Source organism: Streptomyces tricolor (genome assembly GCF_002155905.1).
GTDB lineage: Bacteria > Actinomycetota > Actinomycetes > Streptomycetales > Streptomycetaceae > Streptomyces > Streptomyces tricolor.
Genome location: NZ_MUMF01000006.1, coordinates 217 through 20,256, shown reverse-complemented (window position 1 = coordinate 20,256; position 20,040 = coordinate 217). Strand labels below are relative to the sequence as shown.

Genomic DNA, 20,040 nt, shown 5'->3' with positions numbered 1-20,040 from the left:
CACACCGGGGACAAGGTTGACGGGTCCCAAGCATGTTCCTTCTGGGGGTCCCACCGCCTTGAACAGCAACAGCTTCCGCCTGCCCGCACGCCGTCTCGCCGCCCTGGCCACGGTCACCGCCCTCACCGCGGTGCCCGCGGTCCTCGGCGCGGGCGCCGCGCACGCGACCGGTGACCACGGCCGCGCCTCCGCCGTCGTCCTGCGCACCGGGCTCGACGTGTCCCTGCTCGACAAAACCGTGAACGTCCCGCTCGCGGTCACCCTCAACGAGGTCCGCGCGCCGCGGAGCGCCGACCGGACCGCGCTGTCCGCCCGGCTCGACGGGGTGAACGGCGGCAAGCCGTTCACCGTCCTCGGCGCGGACGTCGCCGAGGCCAGGGCCACGGTGAACGCCCGGCGCGCCGAGGGCTCGGTCCGGGTCGCCCACGCCCGGCTGCACCTCCCCGGCCTGCCCCTGCTGTCCCTCATCGAGGCCGAGACGATCACGGCCAGGGCGACCTGCGCGGTCGGCACGGCGCCCACCGCCTCCGCCGACGTCCTCGGCACCGTCACCGTCCTCGGCAAGCGCGTCACCCTGACCGCCGGCGGTCGCACCGAGGTCGAGGTGCCCGGCGTCGGCGAGGTCCGCCTCGACCTCTCCCAGCGGCGCACCACGACCCGTACGGCCGCCGCGACCGCCCTCGAACTCACGGTCTCCGTCAACCCGTTGAAGCTCAACGTGGCCGAGGTCGAGGGCACGGTCACGCTGGCCGAGGCCACCTGCGAGTCCCCGATGGTCCCGCCCACCGGCAAGCCGGTGCCGAGCCACGACCCGGCCGCCGGCACCCGCCCCCAGGGCGCGCCCGCCGAGGCCAACCTCGCGGAGACCGGCGGCGACTCCGCCACCCCGTACCTGGCCGGCGGCGCGCTGGCCCTGCTGCTGGTCGGCGGCGGAGCGGCGACGGTGGCCCGCCGCAGAAAGCACTGACGACTCCCGCCGCTCCCCGTCCCACGGGCCACCCCGGGGAGGGAGCGGCCTGGGGCTGCGCGGCCGTCGGGGTACGGGCGCGTGGTTTTCCCGCCCGCGGCTCCGCCTGCCCGGGGCCTTCCAGGCGCCGAAGCGTCGGCCCGCCCCAGGGCCCGGCAGCCGACAGCGTGCGGCACGTCGGTTCTCCGCCGGAACGCCGGCCCGTCCCAGGGCCCTGCGGCCGACGGTGCACTGGCATGTCGGTCCCTCAGCGGAGGGTCGGCCCGCCCCGGGGCCTGGCAGCCGACGGTGTGCGGTGCGTTGGTTCTCTGCCGGAGCGCTGGCCCGCCTCAGGGCGCTGCGGCCGACTGTGCGCCGGCGCGTCGGTTCTCCGCCGGAACGCCGGCCCGTCCCAGGGCCCCGCGGCCGACAGTGCACTGGCACGTCGGTCCCTCAGCGGAGGGTCGACCCGTCCCAGGGCCCTGCGGCCGACGGTGCACTGGCATGTCGGTCCCTCAGCCGGAGGGGCGGCCCGCCCAGGGCCCGGCAGCCGACGGTGTGCGGCGCGTCGGTTCTCTGCCGGAGCGCTGGCCCGCCTCAGGGCGCTGCGGCCGACGGTGTGCGGAGCGTCGGTTCTCTGCCGGAGCGCTGGCCCGCCCCAGGGCCCCGCGGCCGACAGTGCGCCGGCACGTCGGCCCCTCAGCCGGAGCGTCGGCCGCCCCGGCCTCTCAGCCGACGGTGGGCCGGTGCCGCAGGCTGTCAGGCGGGTGACGGCAGGGCGGTGGACAGGGCCTGCAAGAAGGCGTTCGCTGTCGTGCGGTCGCGGACGGCGACCCGCACCCAGTCCTCGCCGAGCCCGGGAAACGTGTCCCCACGGCGCACCGCGTAGCCGAGGTCCCGCAGCCGTCGCCGTACCCGCGCCGCGTCCGGCATGCGGACCAGCACGAAGGGGCCCTCCGCGGGCTCCACCACCCTGACACCGCGGGACGCGAACCGGGCCAGCCCGGCCACCAGATGCGCCCGGTCCCCGGCGATGCGGTGCGCCGCGTGCCCCGCCTCCGCGAGGGCCCGCGGCGCCACACACGCCCGCGCCGCGGCCAGCGCCGGCGTGGACACCGGCCACAACGGCTGGGCCCGCTCCAGCTCGGCGATCACCCCGGGTGCGGCTAGCACGTACCCGATGCGCAGCCCGGCCAGCCCCCAGGTCTTCGTCAGGCTGCGCAGCACGACGAGGCCGGGCACGTCGGTCCGCCCGGCCAGCGCCTCCCGCTCACCGGGCACCGCGTCCATGAACGCCTCGTCCACCACCAGCGTCCGCCCCGCACGGGCCAGCCCGGCGATCGTCTCCGCCGGATGCAGGACCGACGTCGGATTGGTGGGGTTGCCGATCACCACCAGGTCGGCGTCCTCCGGCACGGCCGCCGGATCCAGCCGGAACCCGTCCGCCTCCCGCAGCAGCACCCGGTCCACGGCGTGCCCGGCGTCCCGCAACGCGGCCTCCGGCTCCGTGAACTGCGGATGCACCACGACCGGCCGGCGCACCTCCAGCGCGCGGGCGAGCAGCACGAACGCCTCCGCCGCGCCCGCCGTCAGCAGCACCCGCTCCACCGGCAGTCCGTGCCGCGCCGCCACCGCCGCCCGCGCGGCCCGCCCGTCCGGGTAGGCCGCGAGGGACGACAGCGAGCCGGCGATCTCCTCCCGCAGCCACGGCGGGGGCGTGTCCGCGCGGACGTTGACGGCGAGGTCGACCAACGCCGCCCCGTCGTCCCGCACTTCGGCGTCCCCGTGGTGCCGCAGGTCGTGCCCGGAGCCGCCGGTCGCTTCAGTGCGCATGGCTGTGGGAGTGCCCCCCGTGGTGGTGGTGCCCGTGCCCGTGGTGATGGTGGCCGTCGTCGTCCGGGTGGAAGTGCGGCTGCTGCGGCAGCCCCACCTTGTCCTCGAAGCCCGGCAGCGCGATCCGGTACACGCACGAGTCGCAGTTCATGCGCAGATCACCCTTGACCGCCTCCTCGTACCGCTCCATCACCAGGTCCAGCAGCTCCGGCTCGGGCCCGATGACGTCGGCCGACCGCACCTCCACCTCCGGGTGCGCGGCGGCCCAGCCCTCGGTCTGCTGCCGCACCCGGTCCGGCAGGATGCCGGTGAACAGGAAGTAGGGGAGGACGACGATCCGCTTGGCGCCCAGCGCGGCGCACCGGTCCAGGCCGCTCGGCACGTCCGGCGCCGCCAGCGACACGAACGCCGTCTCCACCCCGGCGTAGCCACGGCCCTCCCACAGCAGCCGCGCCGCCTTGAACACCTCGGCGTTGGCGTCCGGGTCGGTGGACCCGCGCCCGACGAGCAGCACGGTGACGTCCGCGCGGTCCTCGGGCGTGCGGGCCGTTCGGCCGAGCGCCTCGTCCAGCCGCCGCTCCAGCACGGTCAGCAGCGCCGGGTGCGGGCCCAGCGGACGGCCGTAGGTGTACGAGATGCCCGGGTGCCGCTCCTTCTCCCGGGCCAGCGCGGCCGGGATGTCGCCCTTGGCGTGCCCGGCGGACACCAGCATCAGCGGCACCGCGGCGAACCGGCGCACGCCCTGCCCGACCAGCTCGGTGACGGCCTCGCCCAGGGGCGGCGGGGACAGCTCGATGAAGCCGCCGGCGACGGGCAGCCCGGGGTTGCGGCGGCCCAGCTCGCGGACGAAGTCACGGAATGCCTCGGCTCCGGCGTCGTCACGGGTTCCGTGTCCGGCGATGAGCAGGGCAGGGGGGGTGGTCACGAGGTCTCCTCAGACGAAACGGGGTGGTACAGCAGGGCGTTGAGCGCGGCGGACGCGACCGCCGACCCGCCCTTCTCGGACACGTTGCTCACGGCGGGCAGCCCGCTCTCGCGCAACGCGGCCTTGGACTCGACCGCGCCGACGAAGCCGACGGGCAGGCCGATGACGAGCGCGGGGGAGGCGTCCAGGGTCAGCAGCTCCTCCAGCGCGGTCGGCGCGTTGCCGATCACCCAGAGGGCACCGGGGCCGACCTGCTCGTACGCGAGCCGGATGGCGTGCGCGGAACGGGTCAGACCCGGCCCGGCGACGGCGTCCCGGAGCCGGCAGACGGTCTCCCGCCGGGTGATCCCGGCGGCCACCATCTCGACGTCCACGACCACCGGCGCCCCGGCGTGCAGCGCCGCGTGCGCCCGCTCCAGCTCGCCCTCGTCCATGACGAGGTCGGTCGCGTACTCCAGGTCGGCGGCGGAGTGGATGACCCGTTCCACCACCGCCCGGGTCAGCGGCGGGAAGTGCGAGGTGTCCAGGCGGGCGCGCAGCCGCCGGTAGGACTCCTCCTCGATCGGGTGGACGACGCGGTTCACTCCGTCTCCTCCTGCGCTGCCTGCCAGCGGTACCCGCGCGGCGTCACCATGCGCCCCGCGATCTCCCGGGTCGCCGTGTTGCCCACGGTCACGACCGTCATCATGTCGACCGTCGCCGGGTCCAGTGCGGCGAGCGTGGTGACCCGGGCCGACTCGTCCGGCCGGGAGGCGTTGCGGACGACGCCGACGGGCGTGGCCGGCTCCCGGTGCCCGGCGAGGATCGCGAGCGCCTTCGGCAGCTGCCAGTCCCGGCCCCGGGAGCGGGGGTTGTAGAAGGTGACGACGAGGTCCGCCTCGGCCGCGGCCCGCACCCGGCGCTCGATGACCTCCCACGGCGTGTGCAGGTCGGACAGGCTGATGGACACGTGGTCGTGGCCCAGCGGCGCGCCCAGGATCGCCCCGGCGGCCAGCGCGGCCGTCACCCCGGGCACCCCCACCACGTCGATGTCGTCGGACGCCTCCGCGAGCGCCGGGGAGGCCATGGCGTACACGCCCGCGTCCCCGCTGCCGATCAGCGCCACCGCGTGCCCCTTGCGGGCCTCCGCGACCGCCGTACGGGCCCGCTCCTCCTCCGCGCCGAGCCCCGACTCCAGCACCCGGGTGCCGGGCCGCAGCAGGTCGCGGATCTGGTCCACGTACTGGTCGAGGCCGACCAGCACCGAGGCCCGCCGCAGCTCGGCCGCCGCGCGCGGGGTGAGCAGGTCCCGGGCGCCCGGTCCGAGCCCGACCACCGCGAGCCGCCCGCGCCCCGGCCGCCGCACCACGGCACAGGTCGCCATCGCCGGCTGTCCGTCGGCGCGCTCCGACTTCCGCTTGGGCACGAGGAGTTCACCGCCGCGCAGCAGGGCGGCGGCCTCGGCGACCGACGGGGTGCCGACAGCCGCGAGCGGCGCCTGCGAGGGGTTGGGCACCTCGACGCCCGCCAGTTCCGCGGCGGAGTACGCCACCACGGGCACCCCGAGCCGCTCGGCGGCGGCCACGATGCCCGGCTCCTGGGCCTTGGCGTCCACGGTGGCCAGCTCGGCCACCGACTTCGGCGACAGCCCCGCCTCCCGCAGCGCCCCCTCGACCAGGGCGAGGATCTCCTCGGCCGACGCCCCCTTCGACGCGCCGACCCCGACCACCAGCGACGGCGGCCTCAGCAGCACCTCCCGCTCGCCCGGCGGGACGTCCCGGTCGGTGACCCGGATCGTGTACGGCCCCTGCGGCGCGACCGGCAGCGGCGGCAGCGGCCACGCCACCTCCGCCTCCAGCGCGACCGGTTCGCCGTCCAGCAGCGCCCGGGACACCACGGCGACCGAGCCCTCGCAGGGCAGCCCGAGCGTGTCCAGACCGGGCAGCCCGACGGAGTCCGTCGCGGTCGTCACCACCGGCTCGGCGCCCAGCACCGCGGCCACCTCGCGGGCGAGTTCGTTGGCGCCGCCGCCGTGCCCGCCGAGCAGCGACACCGCGAACCGGCCGCCCTCGTCCACGCAGACCACGCCCGGGTCGGCCGCCTTGTCGGCGAGCAGCGGCGCGAGCAGCCGTACCACCGCGCCCGTCGCCAGGAAGCACACCACCTGCTCGCACTCGGCGAACGCGGCCCGTACGGCCTCCCCGACGGGGCCCTCGTACACCCGCGTACGCTCCGGCCAGGCCGCGGCCAGCCGGTCCCGCGCCGCCGCTCCCGCCGCGGTGGCGGACATGAGGCCGATCACTGGACTACTCCTTCACTAGACGCCGGGGTGCGCACGCCCCACAGCAGGAACACAGGATTGGTGGCCGCCAGCCGGGTCACGTCCCCGGGCAGCGGCGCCAGGCGCGAGGCCTGCAACAGCACCCCCTCGCAGCCGAACCCGGCCGCCGTCAGCGCCTCGCGCGCCGCCGGCACCCGGTCCAGCGCGGCCATGGCGACGACGACCGTCCGCCGGGCCCGCCGCGCACACGCGGTCACGATGGCGGGCAGCTCCCGGCCCCCGCCGCCGACGAACACCGCGTCCGGATCGTCGGGCAGCGCGGCCAGCGCCTGCGGCGCCGAGCCGTGCACCACGTCCACGTCGACGCCGTGGGCGTCCGCGTTGGCGCGGATCCGCGCCACCCCGTCCGGGGTCTTCTCGACGGCGACGACGGCCGCGCCGAGCCGCGCGCACTCCACCGCGACCGAGCCCGACCCGGCGCCCACGTCCCACACCAGGTCGCCCAGGCGCGGCCCCAGCCGGGCCAGGGCCAGCGCCCGCACCTCGAACTTGGTGATCATCGAGTCCCGGTGACCGAACTCGCCCTCGTCCAGCGCCCAGCGGGCCGGCGCCCCGGGCACCCCGGCGACCGTCCGCACCGCGCCGAGCGCCCGCGCCTCGTCCAGGCACAGCACCACGCTCACCGCCGTACCCCAGTCCCGGGCCGCCGCCTCGGCGGGCGTCACCCGCTCCACCCGCTCCCGCTCCGGATCGCCGAGGGCACGGGCCACCACGAGCACCCGGTCCGGCGGCACCGCGGCGCCCAGCTCGGCCGGCCCGGCGCCCGGACCGGTCAGCACGGCCACCTTCGGCCGGGCCCGGCACACGTTCACCGCCGTCCGCAGCTCCCGGCCGTGCGCGCTGACCACGACCGCGTCGTCCCAGGGCAGCCCGATCCGGGCGAAGGCGGCGGCCACGGAGGACACTCCGGGCCGGACGTCCAGCAGCCCGGACCCGAACCGCTCGGCCAGCGCCCGCACGATCCCGAAGAACCCCGGGTCGCCGGAGGCCAGCACCACGACCGGCAGCTCCTTGCCGACGTACCCGGCGATCGTGTCCAGGGCGGGCGCCAGCGGCCCGAGCACCACCCGCTCCGCGCCCCCGGGCAGCCGTACGGCGTCCAGGTGCCGCCGCCCGCCGACCACCAGCGCGGCCCCGGCGAGGACGTCCTCGGGCACCGGCGCCCCGGTCCCGGTACCGACGACCGTGATCAACTCTTCGCCCTCTGCTCGCGCAGCGCCCGCCGCGCCTGGGGGTCGGCCTTCCGGTAGCCGTGGAAGTGCCCCGGGTGGTACAGGTGCGACCGCGTGCCGTGGGCGTCCAGCGCCGGGCCGACCAGGAACAGGGTGTGCTTCCAGAGCTTGTGCTCCTTGACCGTCTCCTCCAGCGTGCCGATCGTGCACCGCACGACCAGCTCCTCCGGCCAGGTCGCCTGGTACGCGACCACGACCGGCGTGGTCGTGGGGTAGCCGCCCTCCAGCAGCTCCCGCACCAGCTGCCCGCTGCGCGCCGCCGACAGGAAGATCGCCATGGTGGTGCCGTGGCGGGCGAACTCGCGGACCTCCTCGCCGGGCGGCATCGGCGTCTTGCCGCCGCCCAGCCGGGTCAGCACCACGGACTGCGCGACCTCCGGGATGGTCAGCTCGCGCTGCGCGAGCGCGGCCACGGCGGAGAAGGAGGACACGCCCGGCACCACCTCGGTGGGGATGCCGATCTCCGCACAGCGGTCCAGCTGCTCCTGCGTGCCGCCCCACAGGGCGGGGTCGCCGGAGTGGATCCGGGCGACCTTCAGCCCCTCTTCGAACGCACGTCGGTACACGGCGACGACGTCCTCCAGCGGCATGGCCGCCGAGTCCAGGATCTCGGCGCCCTCGCGCGCGTGGTCGAGGACCTCCGCCTGGACCAGGCTCGCGGCCCAGATCACCACGTCGGCCTCGGCGATGGCCCGCGCGGCACGGAACGTCAGCAGGTCGGCGGCGCCGGGGCCGGCACCGACGAAGGTCACCTTGCCGGTGGTGGCATCGGCCATGGGAATCGGTCCTCTCCTACGAGTACTGCGGTTGTGGCTGTCGGACGTGCGGGAACGCGGGTCGATCCGATAGCAAGGGCCTATGGCGGTCTTCGTGGCGCTCGGCGCGTTCCTGATGACGCTGGCCGGCGGCTGGACGGCACAGCGCGTGACCGACCGCCGCCATCTGGTGCTGGGCCTGGCCGGCGGGCTGATGCTGGGCGTGGTCGGCCTGGACCTGCTGCCGGAGGCCCTGCGGGCGGCGGACACCGAGGTCTACGGCGTCCCGGCCGCGCTCCTGCTGTTCGTGGCCGGCTTTCTCCTCGCCCATCTGGTGGAACGCCTGCTCGCGGCCCGCCGCGCCGCCCACGGCGCCGAAGAGCACAAGCGAAGAGCCCCCGAGGTGGGCCTGACGGCCGCCGCGGCGATGGTGGGGCACAGCCTGATGGACGGGGTGGCGATCGGCGCGTCCTTCCAGGTCGGCGAGGGCATGGGCACCGCGGTGGCGCTCGCCGTCATCGCCCACGACTTCGCGGACGGCTTCAACACCTTCACCCTCACCAGCCTGTACGGCAACGCCCGCCGCAAGGCCCTCGCCATGCTCTTCGCGGACGCCGTCGCACCCGTCGCCGGAGCCACCGCGTCCACGTTCCTCACCGTCCCGGAGGGCGTCCTCGGCGGCTATCTCGGCCTGTTCGGCGGCGCACTGCTGTACCTCGCCGCGGCCGAGATCCTCCCCGAGGCCCACCACGAGCACCCCGCCCGGTCGACCCTGCTGTGCACGGTCGCGGGCGCGGCGTTCATCTGGCTGGTGGTGGGCGTCACGGGGTGACCCGGGCGGTCTCACAGCTTCCCGCCCCGCCCGCCGTCGCGCCGCGCGGGCGCGATCAGCGTCGACAGGTACGGCAGCGCGGCCCCGTCCAGCTCGGCGGCCGGCCGGATCGACTCCTCCGGCAGACCGAGCGCCGACCCCCACACGGCGTCCTCGATCCGCCCGGTCTCCCGCAGCGCCTCAGCCACCTCGGCGGCCTGCCGCCCGAACTTGTACGCCACGACCGTCCCCGGCCCGGCGAGGGCCTCCTTCAGCACCGTGGACCCGGCCGTCACCGGCACCAGGACGAGCGGCTCGGTGCCCTCGGTCAGCACCGCCCCGGACCGCGCCGCGAGATCCTGCATGGCGGTGATCCCGGGCACGGTCTCCACGACGACGCCCGGCACCAGCTCCGCGAGGGTCTGCGCGAGATAGGTGAACGTCGAGTACACGTTGGGGTCGCCGATGGTCGCGAAGGCGACGGACCCGTGCCGGGCCAGCAGCCCGGCGACCCGCTCGCCCGCCGCGTCCCAGGCGGCCTCCCGCCGTGCCCGGTCGGTCCGCTCGTTCAGCGCGAACACCACCCGGACGACCTTCTCCTCGGGCACGTAGTGCAACACCGTCGCCTCGGCCCGCCCCCGCTCCCCGGTGTCCATCACCGGTACGACGACGACATCGGCCGAACGCAGCGCGTTGACCCCCTTGACGGTCACCAGCTCCGGATCCCCGGGGCCGACCCCCACTCCGACCAGCCTGCTGCTCATGACGTCCGGCACCTCTCCACGAACCGACGGGCGACACCGGGCCGGGACGCCCAGTGCGTGTGCAGATAACTCGCGTGCACGCCCCGCTGCACGAAACCTTCGACCCGGCGGACCGGGGCCCGTACGCCCCAGGCGGGAGCGGCGCCGGCGCCCGGCTCCACGACGGTGCGGTGGAACTCGTGGCCCCGCATCCGCGTCCCGGCCTGCGCCAGCACACTGTCGCCGACGGCCACCGCGTCCCGGTAGCCGAGGGTCAGCCGATCCGACATCCGGGCGGTGGCGTCGAGCACCCCGCACATGGGCTGCCCGTCCAGCTCGCGGCAGAGGTAGAGCAGCCCGGCACACTCGGCGGCCACGGGGGCACCGGAGAGGGCCAGTTCGGCGACGGCCCTGCGCAGGGGCTCGTTGGCGGACAGCTCCTGGGCGTACACCTCGGGGAAACCGCCCCCGACGACCAACCCGGCCGTTCCCTCGGGCAGCCGCTCGTCCCGGAGCGGATCGAAGGTGACGACCTCGGCTCCGGCGGCGGTGAGCAGCTCGGTGTGCTCGGCGTAGGAGAAGGTGAAGGCGGACCCGCCGGCGACGGCGACCACCTCGCGCCTCGGCGCCGCGGTGACGGGCGGTTCCCACGCGGCACCCGGCAGCGTTCCGGCACCCCGCGCCAGGCCGAGCAGGGCTTCCAGATCGCACCCGCGCTCCACCTGCGCGGCCATCTCCGCCACCGCGCCGACCGCGGCGGCCTGTCTCTCGGCGACGGGCACCAGCCCCAGATGCCGGGACGGCGTGTCCACCTGGGCGACCCGCCGCAAGGCACCCAGCACCGGCACCCCGGAGGAGTCCAGCGCCTCCCGGAGCAGTTCCTCGTGCCGGTCCGAGGCGACCTTGTTCAGGATCACGCCCCCGATCCGCACCTGCGGGTCAAAGGACGCGAACCCGTGCACCAGCGCCGCCACCGACCGCGACTGCGAGGACGCGTCCACGACGAGCACGACCGGTGCCCGCAGCAGCTTGGCGACCTGCGCGGTGGACGCCAGCTCACCTTCGCCGGCGGCCCCGTCGTACAGCCCCATCACTCCCTCGACCACGGCGATGTCGCATCCCCGCGCCCCGTGCAGGAACAGCGGAGCGACCAGCTCCGGCCCGCACAGGTACGCGTCCAGGTTGCGCCCCACCCGCCCGGTCGCGAGGGCGTGGTACCCGGGGTCGATGTAGTCCGGCCCGACCTTGTGCGGGGACACGGCGAGCCCCCGCGCGGCGAACGCGGCCATCAGCCCCGTGGCCACGGTGGTCTTGCCGCTGCCCGAGGAGGGCGCGGCGACGACCAGCCGAGGCACCGACCTCGTCACCACTCGATGCCCTTCTGGCCCTTCTGGCCCACGTCCATGGGGTGCTTGACCTTGGACATGTCGGTGACGAGGTCGGCGAAGTCCACCAGCTTCTCCGGCGCGTTCCGCCCGGTGATCACCACGTGCTGGGTGCCGGGCCGGTTGCGCAGCACGTCGACGACCTCGTCGGTGTCGACCCAGCCCCAGTGCATCGGGTAGGCGAACTCGTCGAGCACGTACAGCCGGTACGTCTCGGCGGCCAGGTCCCGCTTGACCTGCTCCCAGCCCTCGCGGGCCTTCTCCTCGTTGGTCGAGTTGTCACCCTGGATGTCCCGCTGGACCCAGGACCAGCCCTCGCCCATCTTGTGCCAGTCGACGGTGCCGCCCTGCCCGGAGGCGCCGAGCACGCGCAGCGCGTTCTCCTCGCCGACCTTCCACTTCGCCGACTTGACGAACTGGAACACCCCGATGGGCCACCCCTGGTTCCAGGCGCGCAGCGCGAGCCCGAACGCGGCGGTGGACTTGCCCTTGCCGACGCCCGTGTGCACGACGACCAGCGGACGGTTGCGGCGCTGACGGGTCGTCAGCCCGTCGTCCGGTACGACACTCGGCTGTCCCTGCGGCATTACGCGGCCCTCCTGCCCTGAATTCCCTTCACCAGCCCGGCGATCGAGTCCGCCCGCAGCTCGTCCAGCGTCACCGCCGTACCGCCCAGATCCCCGGCCAGCTGCCCGGCCAGCCCGAGCCGCACCGGCCCCGACTCGCAGTCCACGACCACCGAGGCGACCCCCTCGGCCGCGAACAGCCCGGCGGCCCGGGAGGCGAGCAGCACGGGCTCCGGGCCACCGGTGGCCCGCCCGTCCGTCACCACGACCAGCAGCGCCCGCCGCGCCGGATCCCGCAGCCGCTCCACCCGCAGCACCTCGTGCGCCTTGAGCAGCCCGGCGGCGAGCGGCGTACGCCCGCCGGTCGGCAGCGACTCCAGCCGCGCGGCGGCGGCGTCGACGGACGACGTGGGCGGCAACGCCACCTCGGCGGCCGACCCCCGGAAGGTCACCAACCCCACCTTGTCCCGCCGCTGGTAGGCGTCCAGGAGCAGCGACAGCACGGCGCCCTTCACGGCGCTCATCCGCTGCCGCGCGGCCATCGAACCGGAGGCGTCCACGACGAACAGCACGAGGTTCCCCTCGCGCCCCTCCCGGGCCGCCTGCCGCAGATCGTCCCGGCGGATCACCAGCCCCGGCCCGGACCGGCCCCGCGCCCGCTGGTGCGGCGCGGCGGCCTGCACGGTCGCGGCCAGGTGCAGCTTGGTCAGCGCGCCCTGGGGCCGCCGGGCCCCGGTGGTCCGCCCGTGCTCGGTGCGGGCCCGGGACCGCCGCCCGGCGGCGCCCTCGCCGATGCCGGGCACGCTCAGCACCCTGGTCCGGAACGGCTCGGCGGCCCGGACGGCCGACTGCTCGCCCGCGCCGGACGCCTGCGGCTGTCCGTCCTCGCCGGCCTCGGGCCGAGCGGCGCTGCCGCCGTCGTCCTGCGGGCCGCCGTCCGGCGCCGGCTGCCCGCCGCCCCCACCGGGACCGTCCGGACCGGGATCGTCGTCGCCGTCCCCGTCGTCCCCGGAGAACTGCTCCAGCGTCTCGTCCAGCTTGTCCTCGTCCAGGCCCGGCGCGTCGAACGGGTTCCGCCGCCGCCGGTGCGGCAGCGCGAGCAGCGCCGCCTGCCGCACGTCCTCGGCGAGCACGTCGGTCCGCCCGGCCCACGCGGCCAGCGCGGTCGCGGTCCGTGCCATCACGATGTCGGCGCGCATGCCGTCCACCTCGAAGGCGGCACAGGTCGCCGCGATCTGCCGCAGCGCCCCGTCGCCCAGCCGCACCTGCGGCAGCAGCTCCCGCGCGGCGACGATCCGCTGCCGTACGGCGGCCTCCTCGTCGGCCCAGCGCGCGGCGAACCCGGCGGGATCGTCGTCGTACGCCAGCCGGCGCCGGACGACCTCCACCCGCTGCTCCGGCTCCCGCGAGGCCGCGACCTCCACGGTCAGCCCGAACCGGTCGAGCAGCTGGGGCCGCAGCTCGCCCTCCTCGGGGTTCATCGTCCCGACCAGCAGGAAGCGGGCCGCGTGCCGCACGGACACACCCTCGCGCTCCACGTACGAGGCGCCCATCGCCGCCGCGTCCAGCAGCAGGTCGACCAGGTGGTCGTGGAGGAGGTTGACCTCGTCGACGTACAGGATCCCGCGGTGCGCGTCGGCCAGCAGGCCCGGCTCGAACGCCTTCACGCCCTCCGCGAGCGCCCGCTCGATGTCCAGGGCACCGACCAGCCGGTCCTCGGAGGCACCGACGGGCAGCTCGACCATCCGCGCGGGCCGCTCGGTACCGGTGCCGGCCTCGTGCGGCCCGTCCGGGCACGACGGGTCCGGGGCGGCCGGGTCGCAAGAGAACCGGCACCCGGGCACCACGGCCACCGCGGGCAGCAGCGCGGACAGCGCCCGCACCGCCGTCGACTTCGCGGTGCCCTTCTCGCCGCGCACCAGCACACCGCCGACCGCCGGCGACACGGCGTTCAGCAGCAGCGCGAGCCGCAGATCGTCCTGACCGACAACGGCCGTAAAGGGGAACGGGGTGGTCACTGGTCGCCCTCCAAGTCGCCTTCCAGCTCCAGGTAGGTGGCGCGCAGCCGCTCCAGCGTGTCCGCGTCCGGCTCCGCCCACAGCCCCCGGTCCGCCGCCTCCAGCAGGCGCTCGGTGATGCCGCGCAGCGCCCACGGGTTGGACTTCTTCATGAAGTCCCGGTTCTCCGGGTCGAAGACGTACTCCGCGCTCAGCTTCTCGTACATCCAGTCGTCGACCACGCCGGCCGTGGCGTCGTAGCCGAACAGGTAGTCCACGGTCGCCGCCATCTCGAAGGCGCCCTTGTAGCCGTGCCGGCGCATGGCCGCCATCCAGCGCGGGTTCACCACCCGCGCGCGGAAGACGCGGTGCGTCTCCTCGCCCAGCGTGCGGGTCTTCACCTGGTCCGGTACGGCGCTGTCACCGACGTACGCCTCCGGGTTGGCGCCCGTCAGGTGCCGGACCATGGCGACCATGCCGCCGTGGTACTGGAAGTAGTCGTCGGCGTCGACCAGGTCGTGCTCGCGGGTGTCGACGTTCTTCGCCGCCACCGCGATCCGCTTGAACGCGGTCTCCATGTCCCCGCGCGCCGCCCGCCCGTCGAGCCCGCGCCCGTAGGCGTAGCCGCCCCACACCGCGTACACCTCGGCGAGGTCGGCGTCGCTGCGCCAGTTGCGGGCGTCGATCAGCGGCAGCAGACCGGCGCCGTACGCACCCGGCTTGGAGCCGAAGATGCGGGCCGTGGCCCGGCGCCGGTCGCCGTGCCCGGCGGTGTCCTCGTCCACGTGCGCCCGCACGTAGTTGGACTCGGCCGGCTCGTCCAGCTCCGCCACCGCCCGTACCGCGTCGTCGATCAGAGCGACCACATGCGGGAACGCGTCCCGGAAGAACCCGGAGATGCGGACCGTGACGTCGATACGGGGCCGCCCCAGCTCGGCCAGGGGAATCACCTCGAACCCCGTCACCCGGCGCGAGGCCTCGTCCCACACCGGGCGGCAGCCCAGCAGCGCCAGGATCTCGGCGATGTCGTCGCCCTGGGTGCGCATCGCGGACGTGCCCCACACGGTGAGGCCCACGGACTTCGGGTACTCCCCGGTGTCGCTCAGATACCGCTGCACCAGCGAGTCCGCGAGCGACTGCCCGACCTCCCAGCTCAGCCGGGACGGGATGGCCTTGGGGTCGACCGAGTAGAAGTTCCGGCCCGTCGGCAGGACGTTGACCAGGCCGCGGGTCGGCGACCCGGACGGGCCCGCCGGGACGTAACCGCCGTCCAGGGCCCGCAGGATGTGCCCGATCTCGTCGGTGGTCCGCGCCAGCCGCGGCACGACCTCCGCGCACGCGAACTCCAGCACCGCGACGGCGTCGGGGAGTTCGGCGCCGAGCACGCCCCGCAGCACCGCCGGGACGACCGCGCGGTCCCAGGCCCGGGCCTCCATCTCCTCCGCGATCCGCCGGCACAGCTGCTCCAGCAGGTCGATCGTGTCGGCGGCGGTCCGGGACGGCCCCTCGACCAGGTCCGTCAGCTCCACCGGCACCTTCACCGGGGCGCCCGGCTCGGCCAGCAACTCCTTCTCCACCAGCCCGAAATGGGCCGCCAGCGAGGCCCGCAGACCCGGCAGCGCGTTCGCCTGCCCGCCCCACACCTGCGAGGCGCGCAGCACGGCCAGCACGAGGTTCACGCGCGGTTCGCCGACCGGGCCGCCACCGAGGATGTGCAGGCCGTCCCGGATCTGCACGTCCTTGATCTCGCACAGGTAGCCGTCGATGTGCATGACGAACTCGTCGAACTCGTCGTCGTCCGGCTGCTCGTCCACGTGCAGGTCGTGGTGCAGCTCGGCGGCCTTGACCAGCGTCCAGATCTGGGCGCGGACGGCCGGGGCCTTCGCCGGGTCCAGGTCGGAGACGAGCGCGTACTCGTCCAGCAGCTGCTCCAGCTTGGCGAGATCGCCGTAGGTGTCCGCGCGGGCCATCGGCGGCACCAGGTGGTCGACGACCGTGGCGTGCCCGCGCCGCTTGGCCTGGGTGCCCTCACCGGGGTCGTTGACGATGAAGGGGTAGACCAGGGGGAGGTCGCCGAGGACGGCGTCCGGCGCGCAGCCGGCGCTCAGGCCCAGACCCTTGCCCGGCAGCCACTCCATCGTGCCGTGCTTGCCCATGTGCACCACCGCGTCCGCGCCGAAGCTGTTCTCCAGCCAGCGGTAGGCCGCCATGTAGTGGTGCGACGGCGGCATGTCCGGGTCGTGGTAGATCGCGATCGGGTTCTCGCCGAAGCCGCGCGGCGGCTGGATCATCACGACGACGTTCCCGAACCGGAGCGACGCGAGGACGATGTCGTCCCCGTCGACGTAGAGGGACCCCGGCGGCTCGCCCCACGCCTCGGTCATCGCGTCCCGCAGCCCGGGGTCCAGCTTCTCGAACCACGCCCGGTAGTCGGCCAGCGGCACCCGCGCCGGCGCGGCGGCCAGCTGCTCCTCGGTCAGCCACTCGACGTCGTGGCCGCCGGCCTCGATGAGGCGGTGGATCAGCTCGTCGCCGCCGGCCGGGTAGCCGGTGACGCCGTAGCCCGCGTCGCGCAGCGCGTCCAGCACCCGCACCGCCGACGCGGGCGTGTCCAGACCGACCGCGTTGCCGACCCGGGAGTGCTTCGTCGGGTACGCGGTGAAGACCAGGGCGATCTTCTTCTCGGCGTTCGGCTTGTGCTTCAGCCGGGCGTGCCGGACGGCGATCCCGGCCACGCGGCCGGCCCGCTCGGGGTCGGCGACGTACACCGGCACGTCGTCGGGGCCCTGCTCCTTGAAGGAGAACGGGACGGTGATCAGCCGGCCGTCGAACTCCGGGATCGCGACCTGCATCGCGGCGTCCATGGGGGACAGGGCGGCGTCCGACTCGTTCCACGCCTTTTTCGACGAGGTCAGGCACAGGCCCTGCAACACGGGGACGTTCAGCTCGGCGAGCGCGCCGATGTCCCAGGCCTCCTCGTCGCCGCCCGCCGAGGCCTGGGAGGCGTGCGTGCCGCCGGCCGCGAGCACGGTGGCCACCAGCGCGTCGGCCCGGCCCAGCAGCTTGTACAGCCCGGCGTCCGCGCCGCGCAGCGAACCGCAGTACACCGGCAGGGCGTTGGCGCCCTTCGCCTCGATGGCCGCGCACAGGGTGTCCACGAAGGCGGTGTTGCCGCTCAGTTCGTGCGCCCGGTAGAACAGCACGCCCACGGTCGGCCGGCCCTCCCGGACCTCGTACCCGCCGTGCACGCCGAACTCCGGCATCCGGCGCGGCTCCTCGAAGCCCTCACCGGTCAGCAGCACGGTGTCCGACAGGAACCGGGACAGCTCCAGCAGGTTCGCGGGGCCGCCCTCGACCAGGTACTTCAGCGCCTCCGCGACCACACCGGCGGGCACGGACGACTCGGCCATCAGCTCGGCGTCCGGCACGGCCTCGCCGCCCAGCAGCACGGTCGGGATGCCGGACGCCTTCAGCGCGGCCAGCCCGTCCTCCCAGGCCCGCTTGCCGCCCAGCAGCCGGACGACGGCGAGGTCCGCGCCCTCGATCAGACCCGGCAGCTCCCCGGCGACGTCGACGCGGGTGGGGTTGCCGATGCGGTAGCCGGCGCCGGAGGCCCGGGCCGCCAGCAGATCCGTGTCGGCGGTCGACAACAACAACACTGTGCTCATGCGGGCGCTCCCGGTGGAATGAAAGGCAGTCCTTGCGGCGCGCCGGACTCGATGAGCCGCCACAGCGCGTCCGTGTCCGCGTGCTGTTCGATCAGGTCGCCGAGCCGGTCGAGCTGCTCCTCGCGCAGCGCGGCGAAGGAGGTGTCCGGCGCGGGCACGAAGCGGCGGCCCGCGGCGGCGGCCACCTCGCGCAGGAAGGCCCGCCGGAAGCCGTCCGACTCCAGCGAGCCGTGCCAGTGGGTGCCCCAGGTCTGGCCGACCCGGCAGCCGTCCAGGAAGGGATCGCCGCCGGTGACTTCGGCGACTCCGTGATGGATCTCGTACCCCTCGACCCGCTCGCCGAGGGCTTCGCCCGCCGGCCGGGTGAGGGTCTTCTCGCGGGCGAAGCGCACCCGGACGGGCAGCACGCCGAGTCCGTCGACATGACCGCGCCGGCTCTCGACCTCGTCCTCGATGTGCTCGCCGAGGATCTGGAAGCCGCCGCAGATGCCGAGGACGGGGCGCTGCTCGGCGGCCCGTCGTACGAGCGCGTCCGCGAGGCCGCGCTCCCGCAGCCACTCCAGCGCCCGTACGGTCCCGCGCGTGCCCGGCACCACCACCAGGTCGGCGTCCGCCAGCTCCTCCGGCCGGTCCACGAACCGCACCACGACGCCCGGTTCGGCGGCCAGCGCGTCCACGTCGGTGAAGTTGGACATCAGCGGGATCGCGCAGACGGCGACCCGCAGCACGTCCTCGCCGACCGGGGGAGTCACGGTCGACTCGCGGACCGTGCCGCGCAGCGAGACGCGGAGCCCGTCCTCCTCGTCGATACCGAGCCCGTGCCGGAAGGGCAGCACGCCGTACGTGTGCCGCCCGGTCAGCCCGTGCAGCATGTCCAGGCCCGGCTCCAGCAGCGAGACGTCGCCGCGGAACTTGTTCACCAGGAAGCCGGCGACCAGCTCCTGGTCCTCCCGGGAGAGCAGCGCCACCGTGCCGAAGAAGGAGGCGAAGACGCCCCCGCGGTCGATGTCGCCGACGACCAGCACGGGCAGCCGCGCGTTGCGGGCGATGCCCATGTTGACGATGTCGGTCCGCCGCAGGTTGATCTCGGCCGGACTCCCCGCCCCCTCACAGATCACCGCGTCATACGTGCCCCGCAACTCGGCCAGGCAGTCCAGCACCGTGCCGAGCAGCCGCTGCTGGCGCCCGCCGTGGTAGCCGCGCGCGCTCAGCTCGCCCACCGGCTTGCCCAGCAGCACCACCTGGCTGCTCTGCTCGCCGCCGGGCTTGAGCAGCACCGGGTTCATCAGCGCGGTCGGCTCGATCCGGCAGGCCTGGGCCTGCATGGCCTGCGCCCGCCCGATCTCCGCGCCCTCGCGCGTGACGAACGAGTTGAGCGACATGTTCTGCGCCTTGAAGGGCGCCACCTTCACGCCCTGGCGCACCAGCCAGCGGCAGATCCCGGCCGTCACGACGCTCTTGCCGGCGTCGGAGGTGGTGCCGGCGACGAGGAGACCACCGTTCACTTCCCGCGTCCTTTCAGCAGTCGGCGTGCGGCGAGCGTGCCGCCGAGGGCGAGCAGGCCGACCCGGCGGGAGAGCCGTACGGCCCGGTCGATGTCGGTGACCCGCACCGGCCGTCCGGCGGCGCCGTTGAGCACGGGCCGGTGCTCGACCCGGCCGCCGTAGGAGAGCGTTCCGCCCAGGCGCACGCCGAGGGCGCCCGCGAAGGCGGCCTCCACGGGACCGGCGTTGGGGCTCGGGTGCTTGCCCGCGTCGGCCTTCCAGGCGCGCAGCGCCCCGCGCGGGTCCGGCCCGGCCGCGGCGGCGAGCACGGCGGTCAGCCGGGCGCCCGGCCAGCCGGCGACGTCGTCGAGGCGGGCGGAGGCCCAGCCGAACCGGCGCAGCCGGGGCGACTTGTGACCCACCATCGCGTCGAGGGTGTTGACCGCCCGGAACCCGAGGAGCCCCGGCACCCCGGCCACGGCGCCCCAGACGAGAGCGCCGACCACGGCGTCCGAGGTGTTCTCGGCGACCGACTCGACCACGGCCCGGGCGATGCCGTCGGCGTCCAGCGCCTGTGGGTCCCGGCCGCACAGATGGGGCAGCCGGTTCCGGGCGGCCTCGATGTCCCCGGCCTCCAGGGCGCGCCCGACGGCGCGGGCCTCCCGGGCGAGCGAGGTGCCGCCGACCACGGCCCAGGTGGCGGCGGCGGTCAGCGCGACGGAGGCGGCGGGGGAGGGGCGTACGGCGCGCGCGGCCAGCGCGCCCAGAGCGACGGCGCCGCCGGCGCACACGGCGGTGTGCAGGGCGCCCCAGCCGCGGTGGTCGTGCCACAACGCGCCTTCCACGGCCCCGGCCGCGCGGCCGAACGCGGCGACCGGATGCCCGCGGCGGGGATCGCCGAGAAGCAGGTCACCGAGGACGCCTGCGGCGGCGCCGTACGCGTACGTGCGATCGGCACCCATCGGCTCAGCCGGCCGTGGGCGCAGGAACGGTCCTGGTACTGGTCCTCGAACGGCAGCCGAGCATGGCGATATGTGTCCTCACTCAGGGTGTCCGCGCCCTGGTTCGACGTGAATCGGCGGTGAGAGTTCCTGGCTCCCGGGGTTTCTTCCCCGGTGACAGTGGCGGGACCGCGCCGGATTCGCACCGGCTTCCTCTCCTGCCGCCGTGACTGGCCTGGGCAGTCCACCACGCGCCCGGAACGGCCGTCAACTTGCCTTTGACCTGGGACGCCGGACTGTGCTGAGGCCCACACCGCACACGCGCGACGGCCCTGCCGGGCACCGCCGAAGCGGTGGCCCGGCAGGGCCGTCGGTACGGTCCGGGACCGTCAGGGCTTGGCCACGATCAGGTAGATGCCGTACGCCACCGCCGC

General features: G+C 75.2%; 15 protein-coding genes and 1 riboswitch. Of the genes, 2 read left to right on the top strand and 13 right to left on the bottom strand.

Going from position 1 to position 20,040, the window contains the following annotated elements; all coding sequences use genetic code 11:
• Positions 1–58: 58 nt before the first annotated feature.
• Entirely contained in the window at positions 59–967 is a 909-nt protein-coding gene (locus CCN44_RS00385) for an SCO1860 family LAETG-anchored protein (protein ID WP_086696563.1), read from the top strand.
• A gap of 738 nt (positions 968–1,705) precedes the next feature.
• On the opposite strand, the gene cobC is transcribed toward CCN44_RS00385, so the two are convergent.
• The 6 genes from cobC to cobM are packed head-to-tail and all read right to left on the bottom strand — an operon-like array spanning position 1,706 to position 8,032.
• Positions 1,706–2,779, bottom strand: coding sequence for an Rv2231c family pyridoxal phosphate-dependent protein CobC (gene cobC, locus CCN44_RS00380; RefSeq protein WP_237481938.1), 1,074 nt, complete (start codon positions 2,777–2,779; stop codon positions 1,706–1,708).
• Positions 2,769–3,704: a sirohydrochlorin chelatase gene (locus CCN44_RS00375; protein WP_059248606.1), complete on the bottom strand. Its 936-nt coding sequence runs from the start codon at positions 3,702–3,704 to the stop codon at positions 2,769–2,771. The genes cobC and CCN44_RS00375 overlap by 11 nt, the downstream gene beginning before the upstream one ends.
• Positions 3,701–4,288, bottom strand: a complete 588-nt coding sequence (locus CCN44_RS00370) for a precorrin-8X methylmutase (RefSeq protein ID WP_059248605.1) — start codon at positions 4,286–4,288, stop codon at positions 3,701–3,703. The genes CCN44_RS00375 and CCN44_RS00370 overlap by 4 nt, the downstream gene beginning before the upstream one ends.
• On the bottom strand, positions 4,285–5,985 hold the full coding sequence (cobJ, locus tag CCN44_RS00365; protein WP_086696561.1) for a precorrin-3B C(17)-methyltransferase: 1,701 nt from the start codon (positions 5,983–5,985) through the stop codon (positions 4,285–4,287). The genes CCN44_RS00370 and cobJ overlap by 4 nt, the downstream gene beginning before the upstream one ends.
• Positions 5,982–7,217: a precorrin-6y C5,15-methyltransferase (decarboxylating) subunit CbiE gene (gene cbiE, locus CCN44_RS00360; protein WP_086696560.1), complete on the bottom strand. Its 1,236-nt coding sequence runs from the start codon at positions 7,215–7,217 to the stop codon at positions 5,982–5,984. The genes cobJ and cbiE overlap by 4 nt, the downstream gene beginning before the upstream one ends.
• The gene (gene cobM / locus CCN44_RS00355) at positions 7,214–8,032 is read right to left on the bottom strand and encodes a precorrin-4 C(11)-methyltransferase (RefSeq protein ID WP_059248602.1); all 819 of its coding nucleotides are present in this window, start codon (positions 8,030–8,032) and stop codon (positions 7,214–7,216) included. Before cobM ends, cbiE begins: the two co-directional genes overlap by 4 nt.
• An 82-nt stretch (positions 8,033–8,114) precedes the next feature.
• On the opposite strand from cobM, the gene CCN44_RS00350 reads away from it, so the two are divergent.
• Positions 8,115–8,843, top strand: coding sequence for a ZIP family metal transporter (locus CCN44_RS00350; RefSeq protein WP_059248601.1), 729 nt, complete (start codon positions 8,115–8,117; stop codon positions 8,841–8,843).
• An 11-nt stretch (positions 8,844–8,854) separates the two neighbouring features.
• Here CCN44_RS00350 and cobI read toward each other — a convergent pair whose 3' ends face one another.
• From cobI to CCN44_RS00315, 7 genes are read right to left on the bottom strand one after another with little or no spacing between them, the layout of a single operon-like run.
• Complete coding sequence (cobI, locus tag CCN44_RS00345; RefSeq protein ID WP_086696571.1) at positions 8,855–9,586, bottom strand: precorrin-2 C(20)-methyltransferase; 732 nt, start codon at positions 9,584–9,586, stop codon at positions 8,855–8,857.
• On the bottom strand, positions 9,583–10,932 hold the full coding sequence (locus CCN44_RS00340; protein ID WP_086696570.1) for a cobyrinate a,c-diamide synthase: 1,350 nt from the start codon (positions 10,930–10,932) through the stop codon (positions 9,583–9,585). Before CCN44_RS00340 ends, cobI begins: the two co-directional genes overlap by 4 nt.
• The gene (gene cobO, locus CCN44_RS00335) at positions 10,929–11,537 is read right to left on the bottom strand and encodes a cob(I)yrinic acid a,c-diamide adenosyltransferase (RefSeq protein WP_059248599.1); all 609 of its coding nucleotides are present in this window, start codon (positions 11,535–11,537) and stop codon (positions 10,929–10,931) included. The genes CCN44_RS00340 and cobO overlap by 4 nt, the downstream gene beginning before the upstream one ends.
• Positions 11,537–13,534: a putative cobaltochelatase gene (locus CCN44_RS00330; protein ID WP_086696559.1), complete on the bottom strand. Its 1,998-nt coding sequence runs from the start codon at positions 13,532–13,534 to the stop codon at positions 11,537–11,539. Before CCN44_RS00330 ends, cobO begins: the two co-directional genes overlap by 1 nt.
• Positions 13,531–17,181: a cobaltochelatase subunit CobN gene (gene cobN, locus CCN44_RS00325; RefSeq protein ID WP_086696558.1), complete on the bottom strand. Its 3,651-nt coding sequence runs from the start codon at positions 17,179–17,181 to the stop codon at positions 13,531–13,533. The genes CCN44_RS00330 and cobN overlap by 4 nt, the downstream gene beginning before the upstream one ends.
• Positions 17,178–18,686: a cobyric acid synthase gene (locus CCN44_RS00320; RefSeq protein WP_059248596.1), complete on the bottom strand. Its 1,509-nt coding sequence runs from the start codon at positions 18,684–18,686 to the stop codon at positions 17,178–17,180. Before CCN44_RS00320 ends, cobN begins: the two co-directional genes overlap by 4 nt.
• On the bottom strand, positions 18,683–19,627 hold the full coding sequence (locus CCN44_RS00315) for a cobalamin biosynthesis protein (protein WP_059248595.1): 945 nt from the start codon (positions 19,625–19,627) through the stop codon (positions 18,683–18,685). Before CCN44_RS00315 ends, CCN44_RS00320 begins: the two co-directional genes overlap by 4 nt.
• A 103-nt stretch (positions 19,628–19,730) precedes the next feature.
• Positions 19,731–19,871: riboswitch (cobalamin riboswitch) on the bottom strand.
• Positions 19,872–20,040: the final 169 nt, after the last annotated feature.

What these genes read in the sequence shown, in the direction of transcription:
- cobC (WP_237481938.1), bottom strand. Translation starts at nt 2,779, where the DNA reads ATGCGCACTGAAGCGACCGGCGGCTCCGGGCACGACCTGCGGCACCAC.
- cobM (WP_059248602.1), bottom strand. Translation starts at nt 8,032, where the DNA reads ATGGCCGATGCCACCACCGGCAAGGTGACCTTCGTCGGTGCCGGCCCC.
- CCN44_RS00350 (WP_059248601.1), top strand. Translation starts at nt 8,115, where the DNA reads ATGGCGGTCTTCGTGGCGCTCGGCGCGTTCCTGATGACGCTGGCCGGC.
- cobI (WP_086696571.1), bottom strand. Translation starts at nt 9,586, where the DNA reads ATGAGCAGCAGGCTGGTCGGAGTGGGGGTCGGCCCCGGGGATCCGGAG.
- cobO (WP_059248599.1), bottom strand. Translation starts at nt 11,537, where the DNA reads ATGCCGCAGGGACAGCCGAGTGTCGTACCGGACGACGGGCTGACGACC.
- cobN (WP_086696558.1), bottom strand. Translation starts at nt 17,181, where the DNA reads ATGAGCACAGTGTTGTTGTTGTCGACCGCCGACACGGATCTGCTGGCG.
- CCN44_RS00315 (WP_059248595.1), bottom strand. Translation starts at nt 19,627, where the DNA reads ATGGGTGCCGATCGCACGTACGCGTACGGCGCCGCCGCAGGCGTCCTC.